Here is a 20,650-nt window from a genome sequence, read left to right as displayed (position 1 = left end):
GTTCATGATATGGCCACTTCCGGCTTTATGCCGTTAATATGTATACTTCCGTTTTCCAGCACAGCTTCGGTAATGTTTTTATAATAGGCCGCCAGCAACCCGATCTCTTCTGCCTCATAGAGTGCTTTGTTGTAGATGAAATACAAATTCCAGCAGTCTCCCTCTTCTGCGATTTGTAAACTGAGCGGATGATCTGTTGTAGCAATCCACAGGTCTTCGCAGGGCACAAAATCAAGATCATCCGGTTCTATCGTGGCCGGTCTTGCGGTGATAAGTGAAAAATGTGCGTCAATGAGCGCGGGAACGGTATTACCATCTGCCCGAAGCATAGACACCATGTCGTCATATTGATAATCCTGGTGTTCAAAAGCTTCCAATACAACACTCCGGACCATCTGCAACAGTTCCGCGTAAGGTGTATTTTCATCAAATTGCAATCGTAGGGGCAGCAGGTTCACAAACGTCCCCACCACGTCGAGCAGTCGCTCCTGCGGCCTTCCTATGCTTTCAGTACCGATCGTGATGTCAGTGCCTCCGGACACTTTTGACAGGAGTATATAGTAGACAGAAAGCAGGAGCATAAAATCTGACACCCCCGAAGCCCTGGCGAGCCTGGAAGCTGCCGTCCGCAGATGGCTGCCCAGCTCCATCCGGTAGCAGCCGGCCACCTGCATATCGGGCACGCCGCCGTTGCGGGCGATCAGCCACGAAGCGCCCTCCGGCTTATTGGCCAGCTTTTTCCGCCAGAACTCCTGCTGTTGTTTCAGACTTCCGTGCCGCTGCCGTTGCCAGCAGGCATAATCCGTGTACCTCAACGCCAGCGGCGCCGGTGTGGCTCCTTTATAAAACGCCTTAAAGTCGTTCATCAGAATATCGCGGGAAATCCCGTCACATACGATATGATGTATATCAACAAACAGGAAGTTCTCCTCATCGTTTAACTGCAGCACGCCACAACGGACCAGATTACCGGCCTGCAAATCAAAGGGCCTGACAAACCCTCTGAAGGCGTCGTCCACTGTTTGATAGCCGGCGCTCAGGTCTACGATCTCCACGTCCGCTGTATCGTTTACCCGTTGAACCAACCCACCGGGCGTAAGCAAAAAGGCGGTGCGCAGCCCTTCGTGGCGGCTGACCAGCAGCCGGATGGACTGTTGCAGCCTTTCCAGGTCCGGCTTGCCGCTCATGCGATAGACTTTACAGTTATTATAAGTGAGATTATCTTTTACCAGTGTATGCTCATAAAATATTCTTTCCTGTGCAGAAGATGCCGGGTAGTAGTCCATTTTCTCCCGGCGCCGGATCATTATTGCCTCTTCTTTACGCAGCGTATCCACAATGCGCGCCAGCTGTTCAATAGTCGGCGTATGGAAGATTTGCTGTATACCCGGCCTGACGGCAAATAATCCCTGTATGCGGTAATTTAGCCTTACAGCGGTGACGGAATGGCCGCCCAGTTCAAAGAAGTCATCCTTTACACTAATGGTTACAGCATCTATCTGTAGCAGTCCTGCCCATATTCCGGCCAGTGTTTGCTCCGTCCGTGTGCGTGGAGCCACGTAACTTCCTTCCGGCCTTACCCCGGGGTCAGGCAGCACTTTGCGGTCTATCTTTCCGCTTCCCGTAAGGGGCAGCTTATCAATCCGTACGTAAGCAACAGGCACCATGTGGTCCGGGAGGCGGGCTGCCAGATAGTCTTTCAGCCGCCAATGCTCAATTTCGTTATCCGCTACATACCACGCCACGAGCTGTTTGCTGCCCCCCTTTTCCAACAGCCCGACAACAGCCTGCTTTATTTCCTGAAAACCGGTTAATCGATTTTCTATTTCTCCTGTTTCCACCCTGAACCCTCTGATCTTAACCTGATGATCGATCCGCCCCAGCAACTCGATATTACCATCGGGGAGTATCGTGGCCAGGTCTCCGGTACGGTATACTTTGCCTGTCGTCAGTGAATGAATCGAAACAAACTTTTCTTCTGTCAGCGCCTCCTGATGCAGGTAGCCTTCGCCCACGCTGTCTCCCGCCACGCATAGTTCTCCCGGAATGCCGGGCGGCTGTATTTTCAGCTGCCTGTCGACGATAAATATTTTTGTGTTACCTGCCGGCCTGCCAATTGTCGGACGCCGGAAGAACGATGGGTCGGTTATCCGTTGTGCCACAACGCCGATGGTCGTTTCTGTTGGTCCATAGTGATTGATGTATTGAATATGCCCGTAGTACTTCATGGCTTTTTCGATATCGGCCGGCACTATAGGTTCCCCTCCGAGCAGAATATGCCTGAGCGCAGGCAACGGACATCGTCCGAAGGCCGGTGCTTCCACTATGGCGCTGAACAGGGTGGGCGTGAGTTTCAGATAGGTAATATGGTTATCCGCCACATACTGCAACAACTCTTCGGGCGAACGGTAACAGGAAGGCGATACCAGGTGCAATGTGCCCCCACCGGCCAGCACCGGGAATATAGAAGAATAACCGAGGTCAAAAGCGTACGAGGAGGTAAGCACTGATTGATCGCCCGGCGTCAATGGCAGCATTTGCGTGAACCACCGTACATAGTTGGCAAGATTGCGGTGCCTGATTTTTACACCTTTGGGGCGGCCAGTGCTGCCGGAGGTATAGATAACGTATGCCGGGCATTCCGGTCCGGCCGGAAGACAATCCTCATTTGTAGTGCCTGCGGGCAGCTGCCGGTGTATCATCAGCTTTTCTCCATCGAAATGCAGGTCGTGCTGCAGGTCCTCAGTCGTTAACAGCAAGCCTGCGCGGCTTTCCAGAAGTACCTCCGCCTGGCGCCCGGTATGCTGCCCCGGGTCCAGCGGCAGAAACGCTTTGCCTGCCTTGAGGACGCCCAACAATGCAATCATCATTTCCACAGAAGGAGACACATAAACGGCCACCAGTTCGCCTGCATACGGCCGTTGGCGTATCCGCCCGGCCATTTCGGTGCTTCTTTCACTCAGTTCCCGGTAAGTGATCCTGTCATCTCCATACACCACGGCATCGTGCAGGGGCCTCTGCGCAACCTGTTCTTCAAACATATGAATAAAAGTTTTTTCGTTGCTGTAACGAAGTACCGCTTCATTCAGCTGTACCAGCCATGCTTTTTCTGCTTCCGTTATCATTTCCAGATCTGCTGCCGGCCGCGCCCAGTCGTTCGCGAGGCCGGTGATGATCTGCTCCAGGTGAGCAGCCAGGCGGCCAACGGCCGCGGTGTCATATATCTGTGGATTGTATTTGAAATTGATACAGATCGTATCTCCCGGCATAATAACAACAGCCAGGTCATAGTTTGTCTGCACGTCAACAGTTACACCGGTAATGGCCAGCCCGCCTGCCTGAAGGCCGCCGCCCTGTATCGCGCTACTGATGGGGTAGTTCTCAAAAACGAGGATATGATCGAGCAATTCCCTTCCGGGCTCACTGAGCGCCTGTATCTCCGCCAGGGAATGGAAGTGATGTACTTCCCCGTTCAGCGCGGTTTCCTGTAGCTTTCTTAAAAGGCCGGGCACCGTATCTTCTGCAGTCCAGGTTACCCTCACCGGGATGGTGTTAATAAAAAGTCCTACCATAGACTCGATTCCTGCTACCTCCGCAGGGCGGCCGGATACAACGGCACCAAACACTACATCGGAAGTATTGTTATATCGTCCCAGCATAAGAGCCCATGCCAACTGCAGGATGGTATTGATAGTCACGCCATACTTGATGGACATATTCTTCAACTGTCCCGTCACGCCGGGAGCAATGAGCAGTTCCTGTACCAGCATACCGGGAGGCGCGGCTGTTGCAGCGGGTGAAACCTTTGCGGCAGCACGCAGGGTAACAGGGCTGTTATACCCGGATAAATACTGCCGCCAGTACCCAACCGACGCAGAGGTGTTCCTGCTGACGAGCCATGAGATGTATTCGCTGTAAGGTTTAACCGGTGGCAGCGCTGCTTTCCCGCCACTGCTGCAAGCGTGGTACAGTTTCCGGAAATCATCGATAATGAGGCTCATGCACCAGCCGTCCATCAGGATATGATGATAGCTCCATATAAACGCACAGGCTTCGTCTGACAGCTGCAAAATGGTCAGGCGCATTAATACATCCTTCTCCAGATTGAATTTGCGCGACTTGTCCTGTAACTGATAAGACCGGATGACCGCCTCCATTCCTTTCTCCCTGCATTCCGTTGAGACATCGATATATGCGAAATCTACTTTCCTGGCCTGTAGCACCACCTGCAACGGGCGGTCCAGCCCTTCGTGCACGAAAGCCGTACGTAATACGCTGTAGCGGTCTATGATAACGTTCATGGCTTGTTCAACTGCCTCTATATTTAAAGTGCCCTCCACGCGGCAGGTGAGCTGCTCAAAATAATAACGGCCATGTTCATCGTAGAGCGTATGGAAGAAGATACCTTCCTGCATGGGCAACAGGGGATATACGTCCGCCACGGCATAGTGCTTCTGCAAAGCATCCAGCTGTTCTACCGTCAGCGCTTTATAAGTAAGATCGGAAGGTGTAAGCTCCCTGATATTTTCCGCGCAGCAACAGGCGGTAATCTGTTCGAGATAGTCTTTGCAGGCATGCATCAGGGAGCGGATGGTTTCGGGGTAATATTGTTCCCGGCTGAAACGCAGGTTCAGCTCAAGCGTTCCATTGGCGATATGCCCCGATATTTCCAGTTCATATTCAAGTATTTCTTCCCCGTGCTGCTCGTCACCGCTGCTTTCGGGTGCCATTGCATACAGTGGGCCACCGTTGTCTTCATCGAACTGACCGAGATAATTGAAAATGATCTGTGGGCGCGTCTCATGTTCCGGCGGCACATGTGCTTCGGGGTCCATAAACCTCCATATGCCGTAATCGATGCCGTTATTGGGTATGGCCCGCAGTGTTTCCTTGACAGCCTTAATTGTTGTGCCCAGGTCTTCTCCCCCAACTTCCAGTGTCACGGGGAAAATACTGGTAAACCATCCTACTGTTCGGCTGATGTCTGTTCCAGGCACGAGCTCTTCGCGCCCGTGACCTTCCAGGTCCAGTCGCAGGATATTATTTCCATATTGCCTGCGTACCGCCAGCAGCAACGCAGTCAGCAGCAGGTCATTGATGCGGGTACCAAAACGATGATGCGCCGTTGTTATCAATGCCGCTGTAGTAGCATGATCCAGCCGTATGGTTTCTATAGCCGCATGCGCCAGCGTTCCCTGTTCGGTATTATGGTCGCGCCTGATGGGCACTGTTTTACCCGGCGCTGGTAATGCCCAGTAACACTTCGCTTTTTGATAAGATTCCGTACGTATATATTCCGACAGGCGTGATGGCCAGGTTAAAAAGGCATCCGTTTTGGGAGGCAGCCCAGGCACTTCATTTTTCTGCAGCCTGTCATACAGCGAAGCTATATCTTCCAGCAGGATACGCCACGAAATACCATCCACCACCAGGTGATGGATGACGATCAGTAATCGGCTGCCATCGGGCATATGTGACAGGGCAAGCCGCATCAACGGGCCGGATTGCAGATCGATCCCTGCCTGTACGCTATTGCAGGCAGCCAGGAGTGCTGCCGCCGGGTCCGGCGTACCCCGGAAGTCATACTCCCTGCACCAGAGCTCCATATCAACGCCCCGGTTCTCCATCATTATGTCACCGTCGCCGTTGTGCCTCAACACCATCCGGAGCGCATCATGGTGTTCCTGTATGCGGATAAAGATCTTTTTGACAACATCGACAGATATTCCTGCGGGAAAATTGAGCAATACTGACTGGTTATAGTGATGTTTCCGGGTGACAGGCCCTTCAAAGAAAAGCCGCTGTACCGGTGTGAGTATAGCCGTACCTGTTACCGGCGACTGGTCCCTGACGCTGACAACCGGCCGTACCCGGTTTGCCAGTTCGCGGATATTCTGGCAGATGAAAATATCTTTCACAGAGATCTCATAACCGGCCGACCTCAGGCGGGAAACAATCTGCGTTGATTTGATGGAATCTCCGCCGATGGCGAAAAAGTTGTCCGTTACACTAACTGTCTGTATTTCCAGTACTTTGCACCAGATGTCTGCCAGTAGTTGTTCGCTGGAAGTGACGGGCATCTCCTGCATTTCTGTCCGGCTTACCTCCGGCGCCGGAAGTGCTTTCCTGTCCAATTTGCCATTCACAGTACGCGGCATCTTCTCCATCCAGACAAAAAATGAGGGCACCATATACTCTGGAAGGCGGCTCATGAGGTAAGTCCGAAGGTCGTCTGCTGATAACGCCTGGCCGGCCACATAATAGGCCGCCAGGAACCGGCTGCCGTTTTTCTCGCGGTCCAGCACCGCCACTTCTTTCAGCTGACCATGTTGCAGGAGATGATTTTCCACTTCGCTCAACTCAATACGATGACCACGGATTTTTACCTGGTGGTCGCGGCGCCCGTTGAACACAATATTTCCATCGGGCAGGTAATATCCCATGTCACCGGTGCAATACAGCACGCTGTAGTCTGCTGACCAGGGGTTGGCGTCCGTAATAAAAGGATTCGGTATAAATGCGCGGGCGGTTTTCTCGTTGTCCTGCCAGTATCCCTTGCCCACCCCCACGCCGGCAATACAAATTTCTCCGACAACTCCCACCGGGCAAAGGTTACGGTATCTATCCAGAATGTATATCCTTATATTCCCAACGGGCTTACCGATGGGGATGACCGGCCTGTCATCATCCGGCCGGATAAGGTATAGCGTCACATCATCCGACGCTTCTGCGGGGCCGTAAGCATTAATAAGCCTAACATCCGGATAGGCGCCGTACCATCTGGCGGCTAGCGCCGGTGTGATCAGTTCGGCGGTAGGTATCACCCATCGTAGCGGTAGCCGCTGCGGCGCGCCTGACAGCAACGCTTCGTCCAGCAACGAGCCGAGCAACGAAGGTACCATCTCCGCGATGGTGACTTGTTTTTCCCGGATTTCCTTCAGCAACCTGGCCGGGTCCTGCACGATATCCTTGTCTATAATGCAGGTCCTGCCGCCTGTCAGCAGCGCGCATAAAAACTGCCAGACAGATATATCAAAACTGCAGGAAGCCATTTGTGCAATAACATCGCCTTCGCCCAGCTGCAGTGCCTCTATCATCGCATAGATATGGTTAAGCATCCCCAGCTGGTGCACCATTACGCCTTTAGGGCGGCCGGTAGTGCCGGAGGTATAGATGATATAGGCAATATCGTCGGCTTTTGCAGGTTCCGGTATAGCCGTTCCCTGGTCGGTCTGAACAACATCCTCTACATTACAGATTTCTGCTGATAGCCCCGGGTCATCAGCCAACGAAAGCGACTGCCTGTTCACAAGCACGACCGCAGCATTACTGTCTGTAATGATTTCCAGTACGCGTTGTGACGGATAGTCTGTTTCCACCGGCACATACGCCGCACCGGCGCGGAAAGTACCCAGGATGGCCGTCAGCATATCAATACCTCTTGGCATGTACAACGCCACCCTGCTCCCTGCCTTTATGCCTTTTGCCGCAAGATATTGACCCAGCCTGGCTGCACGGCCATACAGCTCGTGGTAGTTTAACGAAAGATGGCGATGTTCTACCGCAATATGCTCCGGCGTGCGCAACATCTGCTCCATGAAAAGGGCAAAAAAAGTTTTCTCCCTTTCTATGTGCTTAACCGTGTCGTTAAAGGTGTTCAGCAACAGCTCTCTTTCCGCTCCCTGCACCAGAGCGATGGAGGCAATCCTGTCATCTGCGTTGGCACAGACAGCGTTTACGATCCTACGCAGATAAGTGATAAAACGTTCGATGGTATTGCGGCTGAAAAGCTCTGTAGAGTATTCAAAATTCAAATGCAGCCGTCCGTTCAGTTCTCCGGCAGTCAGCGACAGGTCAAACTGGGAGATAGCGCTTCCCGCAGGATACGGTGACAGGCGCAGGTCAGGCAGCTCCAGCAGCGTATCGTTAAAGTTTTGATACACAAACCACACATCAAACAACGGGTTACGGCTGGTATCGCGCGCCAGCTTAAGCTCGTCGATCAGCGATTCGTAGGGATATGCCTGCCTGTCGAATACATTCAGTGCCTTTGAACGTACCTCGCGCAGTAAAGTACGGAAGGACATTTCTTCACGTGGGAAGGTGCGTATCGCCATTGTGTTGACAAACATTCCCATGATGCTTTCCAGATCGGCATGATCGCGTCCTGAGGTAGGGGTACCGATCACAACATCTTCCTGGCCGGACAATTTTCCCAGCAACACGCTGTATACCGCCAGCAACACCATGAATAATGTTGCGCCTTCCGCTTCTGCTATCTCCCGGAGCTGTTGTGTTTCCTGTTCACCGAGATCAAACTCTATGGTGGCGCCTTTGTAATTTCGTACCAAAGGTCTACTGTAGTCCAATGGGAGGTCCAGTGCAGCCGCCTCCTCCGCGAATTCCTCCAGCCACCAATGGCGATGCTGTTCCAACAACTGCCTCCGGGCTTCGGTACGCTGCCACACTGCATAATCCCTGTATTGCAGTTTTACTTCGGCGAGCTCCTGCCCGTTGTAGAGCGTCATAAATTCTTTCAGGAATATATTGAATGATACGCCATCCGAAATAAAGTGATGCATATCAATCATCAGGAGAAATTCGTCTGTGCTTATCTCCACCAGAGCTATACGAAGCAGCGGACCACTGTGCAGATCAAATGGCCTGACAAACCCTTTTATTACCTCCGGAAGTTCATCTTCTGTTGCCATTATGTGGTCCAGCGGGATATGTACGGCATCTGTTATCTTCTGTACCGCCGTGCCCTCTTCAAACCCGACATAGGTCCTTAATATCTCGTGCCGTGCCACGATCCTGTTTATGACACGGTTAAACTTCTCTTTGTCGACCGGTCCTTTTATCCGAATCATCTGAGAAAGGTTGTAGGCGAGCGACGACCGGTCGAATTCATACAGGAAATGCTGTCTTTGCTGTACTGCGCTCAGCGGATACCAGTCTTTCCGCGGAGATGGCGCAATCGGGGCATATGTAGACGCTTCATCGTTGTGAACAGCGGCGGTGGCGGCAATCAACGCAGCCATTTTTTCGACGGTTGAATGATGGAAGAAGTCGCGCACCGATATTTCAACATGAAAAGCGCTACGTAGTCTGCCGATCATCGTCAGGGCCTTCAGCGAGTCTCCGCCGATTTCGAAGAAGTCGTCTTCAGCGGTAATCTCGCGGTCAAAGAACTGTTGCCATAATGCGGTCAGCGCCTGCGTTGCCACACCTGGCGCCGCTGCTGTTACGGGCAATGACGCCTCATATGCCGGCAGCGCCGGCTGCAAAGCCGGCTGTTGATTTTCCGGCCTGTTACCGTAAATCCACCGGTCCAGCCTTGCATACAGGTCCGATGCGGACACCAGTACGCCCGGCAGTTCCTTCATGGCGGGTATACGTTCCAGCACAGCCATCACCTCCTCTTTACCGATCAGGTCTGCCGTGGCGCTTTCCAGCTCAAGGCCGTCCAGGCTGACGTTTATCCAGTTCTCCAGTTTCTCCTGTGCTTTGTGGCTGCTGATGAAGTGGTCCATGAAGGCATTGGCCGGCGCATAAGCGCCAAAGCCTATACCTCCGAGTACAGCCGACAGCGACGAGATGATGAGGCAAAAATCTACCTGCTTTCCTTCCAGCACTTCTTTCAGTGCCTGCACGCCCTTTATCTTTGGTTCGAACTGCGCGTCAAAATCCGCTGCGGTTAGTTCCGATGCGGGGCTAACGGAGCTGCCGCCGGTGATGCCTGCCGCATGAATAACGCCATGCAGCGCGCCGAAACGTGCTTCGCATTCCTTTACCGCTGCAGCCAGCCGGGCGGGGTCTGCCACGTTGCAGGACAGGTATGCCACCTTACCGGCCGTATGTTTTTCCAGCCTGCGAAGCCTTTGCAGCTTTTCCACCTGTGCCGGACGGAGGTCGTCTGATGTTGCTGTCAGCAACCCGGTGCGGCCAAGTAACATTACCCTGGCGTTGTGTGTACGGAGAAGATAATCCGCGATCACAAAACCCAGGTTCCCCAGTCCGCCGGTAATAAGGTATACGCCTTCCTGCCGGAATGCATGGGCATTGGGAAGGGTTATCCGCTCAAATGTTTGCCGCCACCGCTTCCCGTGGCGAAAGCAGGTTACCGCGCCCCGTTCCGCAGTTTGTATTTCCCGTTGGAGGAACGTGGCGAAATCGGCCCGCAGCAAATCTTCCAGGTCTATATCAATGTGACTGGCGCGCATTCCGGGCGTTTCCTGCGACAATACTTTCAGCAGGGCCGGCGCCAGCACCTGAAGACCGGCAGGTCCGGCAGCGTCAAGGATATAATACATTTTATGGGTAATCACCACAAACTGCGGGGCACGTTCTCCATATGCCTGACAGCTTTTGGCCAGCTCCAGCAGGCCATAACAGCACCGGCTCAACACGGCTGCCGAAACAGTCTGTGAAACAGGTTCCTGTATTCCCCAGCAATAAACGATGCAGTGAGGCAGCCGATGACTTTTAGCCAGAGCTGTCAGTAACTGATCGAAATGTGCCCTGCACGAAGGATCGATGGTATAGGCATCGTCTGTATGCTGATAAAAAGCGTCGCCGGCAGTTACGCAGATGATCTTTTCTCCAGCTGCTTTGTAGCCGGAAGCCAGCGCTTCCCCCACACCGCACTCATCTGCCAGCAGCAACGTGTAGCCGGTCTCCTTCACGGGCCGCGGGCACTGTACGGGCGGAGCAATCGTCCAGGAAGGTGTATAGAACCAACGGGACATATCAGCATTCTTCTGCAGAGCCCTGTCAACCGTCATCTCCGACAGCATGCGGGAAGCGTCCACATACACCGGGAATTTGGTTTTCTCAAATGAATAGGTTGGCAGGGATATTTTACGGCGTACCTGTCCCTGATAAAATTGTTGCCAGTCGGGCACAATTCCCCATTGCCACAGCTGTCCTATGCCAACCAGCAACCGGTGCAGGTCTCCCGTATCTTCCCGGGGATGCCGGGTAAGCTGGCAGACTTTATGTGTAGCGTTCCGCGCTTTACCTGACTGCACAAAGGATCCCAGGGTTTTACCCGGCCCTGCCTCTATCAGCACCGTGTGTTCCTGTTGCAGAATTGTTGCGATGCCGTCTGCAAACAAAACCGTGTGCCTGAGATGATTTACCCAGTACCCGGGCGTACAGATCATGGCGTCGGCCGCCGGAAGGCCGGTAAGGTTTGAAATAAAAGGGATTTGCTGCGGATGCATCTGCACCCGGGCCACCACCTGATGAAATTCATCCAGCACGCTGTCCATCAGGTAGGAATGAAAGGCATGGGAGGTACGCAGTAGCCTACTGGCATATCCTTTCGCATTCAATACTGCGCCAAACTCACTGATGGCGGCCTCTGTTCCTGCTACCACACAGAGAGAACTGCTGTTTACAGCCGCCAGCGAAATGTTTTTATAATGGGGCAGCAGGTTTTCGAGCGCTTTCCTCCCCATGGAGACAGCGAGCATCTTTCCTCTTGGCGCCTTCTGCATCAGTTCTCCTCTTTTCACCACCAGCCACAGGGCATCTTCCAGCGAGAACACGCCACTGATGCAGGCAGCCACATATTCTCCCACACTGTGGCCAATCATCAGGTCGGGAAGAATCCCCCATGTGATCAGCAGGCGGGCCAGCGCATACTCCACGATAAACAACAGGGGCTGCGTGCAGGCTGTTTCATCAATCGCAGTAGTATCTGCCCCGTCTTCAGGAAACACAACAGGGTACAGTTGCCTGCCGGATATTTTTTCAACGATGGCGAATGCTTTGTCTGTCTCTTCCCGGAATACCGGTTCAGAGGTATATAGTTCCCTGCACATGTTGATATATTGCGATCCCTGCCCGGGGAACATAAAAACTTTCCGGTAGTGCTGCGTGCGGGTGGATGATTCGCTGTCTTCCACCGGCGCCTTCGCCAGTTGAGCGATCGCTTCGTTGAAAGTTTCGCTGACCACATATTTCCGGTAGCGGAACCATTTTCTGCCTGTCTGGAGCGTATATGCCAGGTCAGCAAGGCTGGCGTCACTGTTTTGTTCAAGAAAGGCTTTTAGGTTAGCAGCAGCTCTTTCCAGCGCCGGCTTTGTCTTCGCCGACAGCATGAGCAGATGACTTTTCCGGCCATCTGCCGCATCGGGCGCCTGCGGCGCTTCTTCGAGTATGAGATGTGCATTGGTGCCGCCAATACCGAAGGAGCTGACGCCGGCCCGCAACGGGTACTGATCGTTGCGCCATTCCCGGAGGGCGGTATTTACATAAAAAGGCGTACCTGTAAAACCGATCTCCCGGTTAGCTGTCTGAAAATGCAGGCTGGGCGGGAGCTGCCGGTACCGAAGCGACAATACAACTTTGATCAGCCCTGCGATACCCGCTGCCGTGTCCAGATGTCCTATGTTGGTTTTCACCGATCCGACCGCACAATATTTCGCCTCGCTTTTTCCAAACACGGCATTGAGCGCCTCCATCTCCACGGGATCTCCCAGTTTGGTGGCGGTACCATGCGCCTCGATATAGCTGATGGTCTCCGGCGCTGTCTTCGCCCATTTCTGCGCCATCATGATAGCTTCTATCTGCCCTTTGACAGATGGCGCCGTATATCCCACCTTGCCGGCCCCGTCGTTGTTTATGCCGCTGCCTTTGATAACAGCCCAGATATTATCTCCATCTTTCAGCGCATTCTTCAGTGTTTTCAGCACCACCACGCCGGCGCCTTCGCCGGCAACAGTTCCGCTGGCAGCGTCGTCGAACGTGCGGCAATGCCCGTCTTTCGAATAAATCATACCTTCCTGGTACAGGTATCCCCTGCGCGGCCTGTTGGTGACTGTTACTCCGCCGGCTACCGCCATTCCGCATTCTCCCAGCAATAAACTCTTACACGCCATATGCACTGCCACCAGCGATGTTGAACAGGCTGTATCCAGAAAAACCGACGGACCTTTCAGATTGAGGTCATAAGATAATTTGGTGGCAATGAATTTGGGGTTGGACAATAGGGAAAGCGTGAAGTCATCCACTTTTCCGTCCCTGTTCATGAGCTGTGCATACAGCTCCCAGTTGATATCCGGCGAAGCTCCGGCAAACATCCCGATTTTATAGGGCGTTTCATCCGGGTTGCAACCGGCATCCTCCAGCGCCGCCCAGACGCACTCATGAAATACCCTCATCTGCGGTGTCATGATCCCCGCTTCATCCGGCCGGTAATTAAAAAAGGCAGCATCAAAGCAATCCTTGTCTTCCAGTAGCCCATTCGCCTTTACATAGCCCGGGGTGTTGATCAAACGCTCGTCTTCCCCGTCTTCCCGCAACTCTTCATCCGTGAAAAAGCGGACAGATTCTACACCGGCAGCCAGGTTGTTCCAGAAGGCATGGACGTCAGCAGCGCCCGGAAACCGTCCGGCCATACCGATGATCGCGATTTCTAATCCCGTATATGTACTCATCTTTTTGCAATTGAGATAGTTTATTCAGACTTTAATAGCAGTAGATTATTCGTTGGCGCCGGATGGCCCGTCCTGCAACAGGTCCAGCACAGCGCCGGCTTCGTTAAGGTCCTGCTCAAGGCGGTTTTCCAGTGCAGACAAATCCGCGTCTCCATTCATAAGGTGTTGTTCCTGGCTGCTGATGGTGGGCAACCGGAACATGCCCGCTACTGAGAGATTACAACCGAAAGCATCGTTAATGCGGCTATTCAGGGCCATTAAGCTGATGGAATGGCCACCCAGATCAAAAAAGTTGGTATTGATGCCTATTTTGTCTCTATCCAGGTGTAATACTTCCGACCAGATCTCCACGAGCTTCGTGCCGATAGGTGTAGACGCCGCCTCATACTGTGCTGACGCCGTTATCCCGGGGTCGGGCAATCGTTTCCTGTCGGCCTTGCCGTTGGGAGTGAGCGGTATGGAGGGTAAGTGAACAAAATAAGCCGGCACCATGTAGGCGGGAAGGCGCGCCAGCAAATAGTCTTTCAGTGCATCGGCGGCTATCGCCTCTGCAGCGGTGTAGTACGCGGCAAGGTATTTATGGTCGCCTCTTTCCAGCACCGCCACCACCACATCCTGGACAGGGGCATATGCGGCCAGTGTATTCTCTATCTCGCCGGGTTCAATCCGGAACCCTCTTATCTTCACCTGGTTGTCTTTCCTTCCGATAAAGCAGATATTTCCGTCGGGCAACCAGCACGCCATGTCGCCCGTTTTGTACATTCTTTCTCCATCGAAAAACGGGTCCGCCACAAAACGCTCTTTTGTAAGCGCGTCGCTGTTTACATATCCGCGGGCTAACCCGGCGCCGGAGATACAGAGTTCTCCTGGTACGCCAACAGGTTGCAGCTGGTGATCAGCATTCAGGATATAAACTCTTTTATTCGCTATGGGCCGCCCTATGCTGTATACGGTATTCGCTTTGTCGTACCGCAGCGCCGCATAGGAGGTCCATATAGCATCCTCCGTAGGGCCATAGAGGTTATACAGCTCAAATGGCAGCTCGCCGGCCGGGTGATACTTCAACCTGTCGCCCGCCACATTTACCACCCGCAGGGAGGGGGGCGCGCCTGGCCATTCATTTTGCAGCAGATATTCGGCCAGTGCGGTTGGCAGGAATGTGATCTCCACCCTGTTTTCCATCAGCCATGACTGCATCAGGGCTGCGTCTGTACGCAGGTATTCCGGCGCCATGCAAAGACAGCCCCCGCTTGTCAAAGCAGGCCATATTTCAAAAGCGGCCGCATCAAAAGTGATGCTGGCGATCTGGCTAAACACCATCCCGGGGGATATTTGATAGATGTGCTGATAATTGCACAGCATATTCGATATTCCGCGTTGCGTCACGGCTACGCCTTTGGGCTTGCCTGTTGTTCCCGAGGTATAGATGATGTAGATAATATCTTCTGGCAGTATTGCAGCAGGTTGATAGGCTATGTTATCATCCCAGCCGTCTTCCCCTGTAATGACAAGGCTTTCTGTTGCCTCCCCGGCAGGCATGCCGTGCTGCAGGGCTGCCTGAACCACCAGTAGCGCAGCACCGCAATCTCCCAGCATATACGTGTTCCGTTCGCGGGAAGCGTCGGGAGATAACGGTACGTATGTGCAGCCTGCCAGCAGGATGCCCAGCATACCGGCTACCATTTCGGGAGATATGGCGCACAGCAAGCCTACTGCGGCTTTACACCTGCCACCCAGCTTTTCGTCGATCTGGCGGGCAATGCAGCAGGCTTTGTTGTGCAACTGCCGGTAGCTGATATTTCTGCCTTCAAACCGAATGGCGGTGCTGTCGGGATCTGTGGCCGCCCTTTTTGTAAACAGAGCCACAACCGTATCCTGGTGTTCAAACGGAAGCCGCATGTCGTTAAATGCATACAGCAGCTGCTGTTTTTCCTGCGGCGAAACAATCTCCAGGTCTGCCACGCGCTGTTTCACCGTTGTGACCACCTGCGTGACGACACGGCCCAGGTGAAGCATCAGCTTCTCTATCTGCTCGTCCGTATACACGGTAGCATCATAGTAGAACTTCAAGGTCATCTCCCGTGCGGGGATAATGACCACCGAAAGGCTGTAATTTGCCTGCTCAAATATCTCTGCGTCCGTTATACTGTAGCCCGCACCGTTTTCCGTCGCTGTTGCATCTACCATACCTGCACTTTCGGGGTAATTCTCGAAGACCATAATGTGATCAAACAGCTCCTGCCCTGTTGTAGTGAGCGACTGGATGTCCGGTAGCGGATGATAATGATAGGGTTCGCTTTGCAGTGCCCGTGCCTGTATACCTTTCAGCAGGTCGAGGACCGTATCTGTTTCCTCATATTTCACCCGCACAGGGACGGTATTGATAAACAGGCCCACCATCTCCTCCACCCCGGCTATCTCTGCCGGACGGCCAGATACCACGCAGCCAAATACCACATCCCGCACATTATTATACTTCGCAAGTAAAATACTCCAGCTGGCCTGCAAAAGCGTGTTGACCGTTATGTGATGGTCTGCTGCAATTTGCTGCAATGCGCATACCTGCTCTGCACTGAGCACCAGTTGCCGGATGCGTTGCTGATATGGTGTTGTTATTTGTTGCCGGGATGTTTTATCTCTGAAGCTCGTCAGCGTATCATAAGACGCGAGATAGTTTTTCCAGTAGTCTGCCGCCAGTGCCTTATCCCTGCTTTCCAGCCAGGCGATATAGCGGGAATATTCCCGCACGGCAGGAAGGGCAACAGTTCTGCCGGTTTCATAAGCTGCATATATCTCCCTGAATTCATTTAAAATAATACCGATGCACCAGCCATCCATCAGGATATGATGGAAGCTCCATATCAAGCGGTACTCCTCATCTGCAATGCGGATAATGGAAAGGCGCATCAGCATATCTGCTTCGAGGTTAAATTTTTTCTGCCGGTCGCGCAAGCGGTACTGTTCCACCAGCCCGGCCGCTGGTGTTATCAGGCATTCTTTACGGGCATCTGTAAAGGTGATGGTCATCTTCCTTTCTTTCAGGACTGCCTGCAGAGGGCGCTGTTGTCCTTTCTGCAGGAACACCGTACGCAGGATGGCATAGCGGTGGATAATAGCGTTCATAGCCTTTTCTACCAGGGCGATATCCAGCGGCCCCGTTATGCTGCAAACCAGCTGATCAAAATAGTGTTCAGCCTCTGGCTCCATCAGCGCATGAAACAGCATTCCTTCCTGCATAGGCGCCATCGGGTAAATATCTTCCAACTCGTATTGCTGTTGCAGCGATTCAAGCTGCGGAAGCGTGAGATCTTTGAAGGTGAGATCAGACGGGGTCAGCTCCACATTAGCGCCGCTGCAGCAATAGCCGGTTATTTCTTCGAGCGCATTGCGGTACGATTCCATCAATGCCGTGATAGTTTCTCTGTTATAGCGGCAAGTGCTGTACACCAGTTGCATGGTCAGCCGGCCCTCCACTACTCTTCCGGATATTTCCCAGTCATATGCTCCTTCTTCCAACAGGGAAGTCTCGCGGCTTCTGGTATCGTCCGATACACTAAACGTCTTGCCGGTAATATCGGTATCGAACTGGCCGAGGTAGTTAAAGCTGATGCGGGAACGTACATCTCCCGGAATAGTGTTGCCTTTTTGGTATCTCCATATCGTATAGTCGATACCGTTATTGGGTATATGGCGGAGCAGCTCTTTTACTTCCCTGATCACACGGGAAAGGCTATCCGCATCGCTGGCCAGCAATACCGGATAGATACTGGTGAACCAGCCTACGGTACGACTAATGTTCGCACCAGGCACTTCCTCCCGTCCGTGCCCTTCCAGGTCCAGCAATATGCCGTGCTGCTGATAGCAACGGCGGATGCCCAACAGCAATCCCGCCAGCAGCAGATCATTGATGCGTGTGCCAAAGCGCCGGTGGGCATCGCCCAGCAACTGGCGGGTCAGCTCGGGGGCCAATACGAACGTTTCCACTTCCTGTTCATCTGCTCTGTTTGTCCCTTCCGGAAAGTCGCGTTTCAACGGAGGATAAGCCTGTGCATCGAAAGAAGCCCAGTAAACGCATGCCTTCGTATAGGCTTTGCCGGCAGTATAGTCCGACAGCCTTGACGGCCACGACAGGAATGCATCGGTCTTCTCCGGCAACAGCAGCGGTTCTCCCCGCAAGAGCTGACCATGCAGTGTGCCGATATCTTCGAGCAGGATACGCCAGCTCACACCATCCACCACCAGGTGGTGAACCACTATCAACAGCCGGCTGCCTTCCGCCACATGAAACAAACCGGCCCGGAGCAACGGCCCGGCCGAAAGATCGATACCTGCCTGTATTTCATTACAGCGGGCAGACAATAGCGCAGCTTCATCCGCAGCATTGCTGAAGTCATCTTCCGTTATCCATTCCTGCATTTCCAGCCCTTGGTTATACATGCAGATGCCTTCCTCTTCTTCGCGGAACACCATTCGCAGCGCATCATGATGCGCCATCAAGGCAGACAGAATCTTCCGCGCGTTGCCAACCGACAGCCCCTCGCTGAACAACAACATCACCGATTGGTTATAATGATGCCGGTGTACCAGCGGCATTTCAAAAAACATTCGTTGCACCGGCGTTAATACAGACTTGCCGGTTACCACCGACTGATCGGCGACAGTGATCTTTTTCTTCAATACCACTGCCAGCTCCCGTATCGTCTGATGAACAAATACATCATTGACAGACAGCTCGTATCCCTCCGCACGTACCCGCGACACCACCTGTATAGATTTTATGGAGTCGCCACCCAGTGCGAAGAAGTTACTATCAACACCCGCCCGGGCGCAGCCCAGTACAGCAGACCATATGCGTGCGAGGCATTCCTCTTCCGCCGATACGGGCATAACATATGCCACGTCGCCCTCCGTCATCACGTCCGGCAATGCTTTTTTATCCAGCTTCCCGTTTACATTAAGCGGAAACTTTGCCAATGCCATAAAGTGCGCGGGCACCATATAATCCGGCAGTCTGGCCGACAGGAAACGTTTTAAGGAAGATGGAGCTATTTCTTCATCTGCAACATAATACGCTGCCAGGCGCCGGCCATTTTCCCCTTCCTGGGCCAGTACAGCCACTTCCCGGATGCCTTCGTACCGCGCCAGCTGCATTTCAATCTCACCCAATTCAATCCGGAAACCCCGCACTTTCACCTGGTCGTCTATCCTGCCAAGGAACGCTATATTTCCGTCCGGCAGCCAGCGGGCCAGATCTCCCGACCGGTAAATACGTTCACCCGTATAAGGGTTAGCGACGAATTTCTGACTGGTCAACGCTTCATTATTCAGATAACAGAGGGAAAGCCCCGCGCCCGATATACACAGCTCGCCGGCCACGCCTTCGGGCACCAGCTGCTGCCGACTGTCCAGTATATAGACGCCGGTATTGGTGATAGGACGGCCGATGGGGACAGTGTCCAGGCTTCCGACCTCGTTGACAGGATAGAAGGTTGAGAAAACGGTGGCTTCCGTTGGCCCGTAGACATGAATGAGCCTTCCTTTTCCCAACAACTCAAATGCCTTCCTTACATGCTGGACAGACACCCTTTCCCCGCCAAACAATATCCTGCGCACATGTGTAAGGCATGTGCCCTGCTCTTCTATGAGTATGTTAAATAAAGCGGTCGTTATAAAGAATACCGAAATCTGTTTCTCTTGTATCAGCCGGGCCAGCGCCGAAAGATCATCGATCATCTGCCGCCGGATCATAAACAACGTTGCACCATTCAACAATGCACCGAAAATGTCGAATACAGAACCATCAAATGCAAAACTGGAAAGTTGCAGTATTCTGTCCCTACCGGTGATGCGGATATAGTTGGCTTCCCGCGTCAGCCGTATCACGCCCGACTGGCTGATGACCGTTCCTTTGGGGCGGCCGGTGGAACCGGATGTGTAGATGATGTAGGCTGCATCATTCAGGGTGGTAACAGGCGGCAACGCAGAGGCTTCACCACCTTCGAGGTTTAGCACGTGCATCGCAATGGTCCGGATGCCAAAGTCTGCCATCGTATATCCCTGGTCGGTTAATATTATCGAAGCGCCGGAATCGGCCAGTATATAACCGATCCTGTCTTCGGGGCTTCCGGGATCAACCGGCAGATACACCGCGCCAACCTTCAATACAGCCATCAGACTGATAATCATTTCCGGCGAGCGGTCGCATATGATAGCGACGATGTCGCCTTTCCCTGCGCCGGCCGTTTTTAATATATGAGCCAGCCGGTTGCACTTTCTGTCGAGCTCCGAATAAGTCAGTGATATGTCTTCAAAAACAAGCGCTGTATGTTCCGGTACCTGTGCCGCCTGCCTTTCGAATAATGACACAATAGTATCTGTGTCAGCATAGTCTTTCCCGGTATCGTTATACAGATATAACAGCCGTTGCTGCTCTTCGGCTGACAATATGCTGATCTCCGGCACGTTTATTTCGCCACCTCCAGCGAGCTGCCGGATGATTTCATCCATATGCCCCACTACCCGCCGTATCTGACGGTCTTCATACCGGCGCTTATTATATTCAAAACGGATGGAAATATTTTCCCCGGGCGTAACCACGAGGGCCAGGTCATAATTGGCCCGTTCAAACACCGCTATGCTTTCTATCCTGTAGTCGTTATCTGCATCGGTACCTGCCAGCAAGGCCGTCAGCGGGTAATTGTCAAATACCATGATATGGTCCAGCAACAACCTGCCCGGTGCGCTGCTGGCCTGTATTTCCGACAACGGATGATAATGATGTGGCTCGGCCGATAATGCCGCTTCCTGCACCCGGCGCAGCAATGATGAGAACTTTTCTTCCGGCCCGTAGCTGATGCGTACCGGCACTGTATTGATAAAGAGTCCCACCATCGACTCCACATCGGCCAGCTCCGCAGGGCGGCCGGACACTACCGCACCGAAGACCACATCGTCTGCCTGGTTGTATTTACTCAACAGTATTCCCCATGCTACCTGTAAAACGGTGTTTATCGTTACGCCATTATCTATGGCTAACCGATGCAATTGGCCGGTCCTTTCTTCGCCCAATAACATCGCCTCTTTTGCCAGTTCATAACCACCCCCCTCTGCTTTGCCGTGTTCGGGGATTATACCCGTCAGGTTTTCAAAACCAGACAGGTATTCTTTCCAGTATTGCGCCGACAAGGCGGCGTCTCGCTCTTCCA

2 protein-coding genes are annotated in these 20,650 nt (G+C 53.1%); both read right to left on the bottom strand.

Going from position 1 to position 20,650, the window contains the following annotated elements; genetic code table 11:
• Positions 1–2: 2 nt before the first annotated feature.
• Complete coding sequence (locus ACTJJS_RS26180; protein WP_440666264.1) at positions 3–13,445, bottom strand: amino acid adenylation domain-containing protein; 13,443 nt, start codon at positions 13,443–13,445, stop codon at positions 3–5.
• 45 nt (positions 13,446–13,490) lie between these two features.
• Entirely contained in the window at positions 13,491–20,630 is a 7,140-nt protein-coding gene (locus tag ACTJJS_RS26175; RefSeq protein WP_440666262.1) for an amino acid adenylation domain-containing protein, read from the bottom strand.
• Positions 20,631–20,650: the final 20 nt, after the last annotated feature.

Origin of the sequence: Chitinophaga sp. 22308, assembly GCF_052045305.1 — a bacterium.
GTDB classification, from domain to species: domain Bacteria; phylum Bacteroidota; class Bacteroidia; order Chitinophagales; family Chitinophagaceae; genus Chitinophaga; species Chitinophaga varians_A.
The sequence above is the reverse complement of the archived record's forward strand: the minus strand, read 5'-3'. Positions and strand labels throughout refer to the sequence as shown.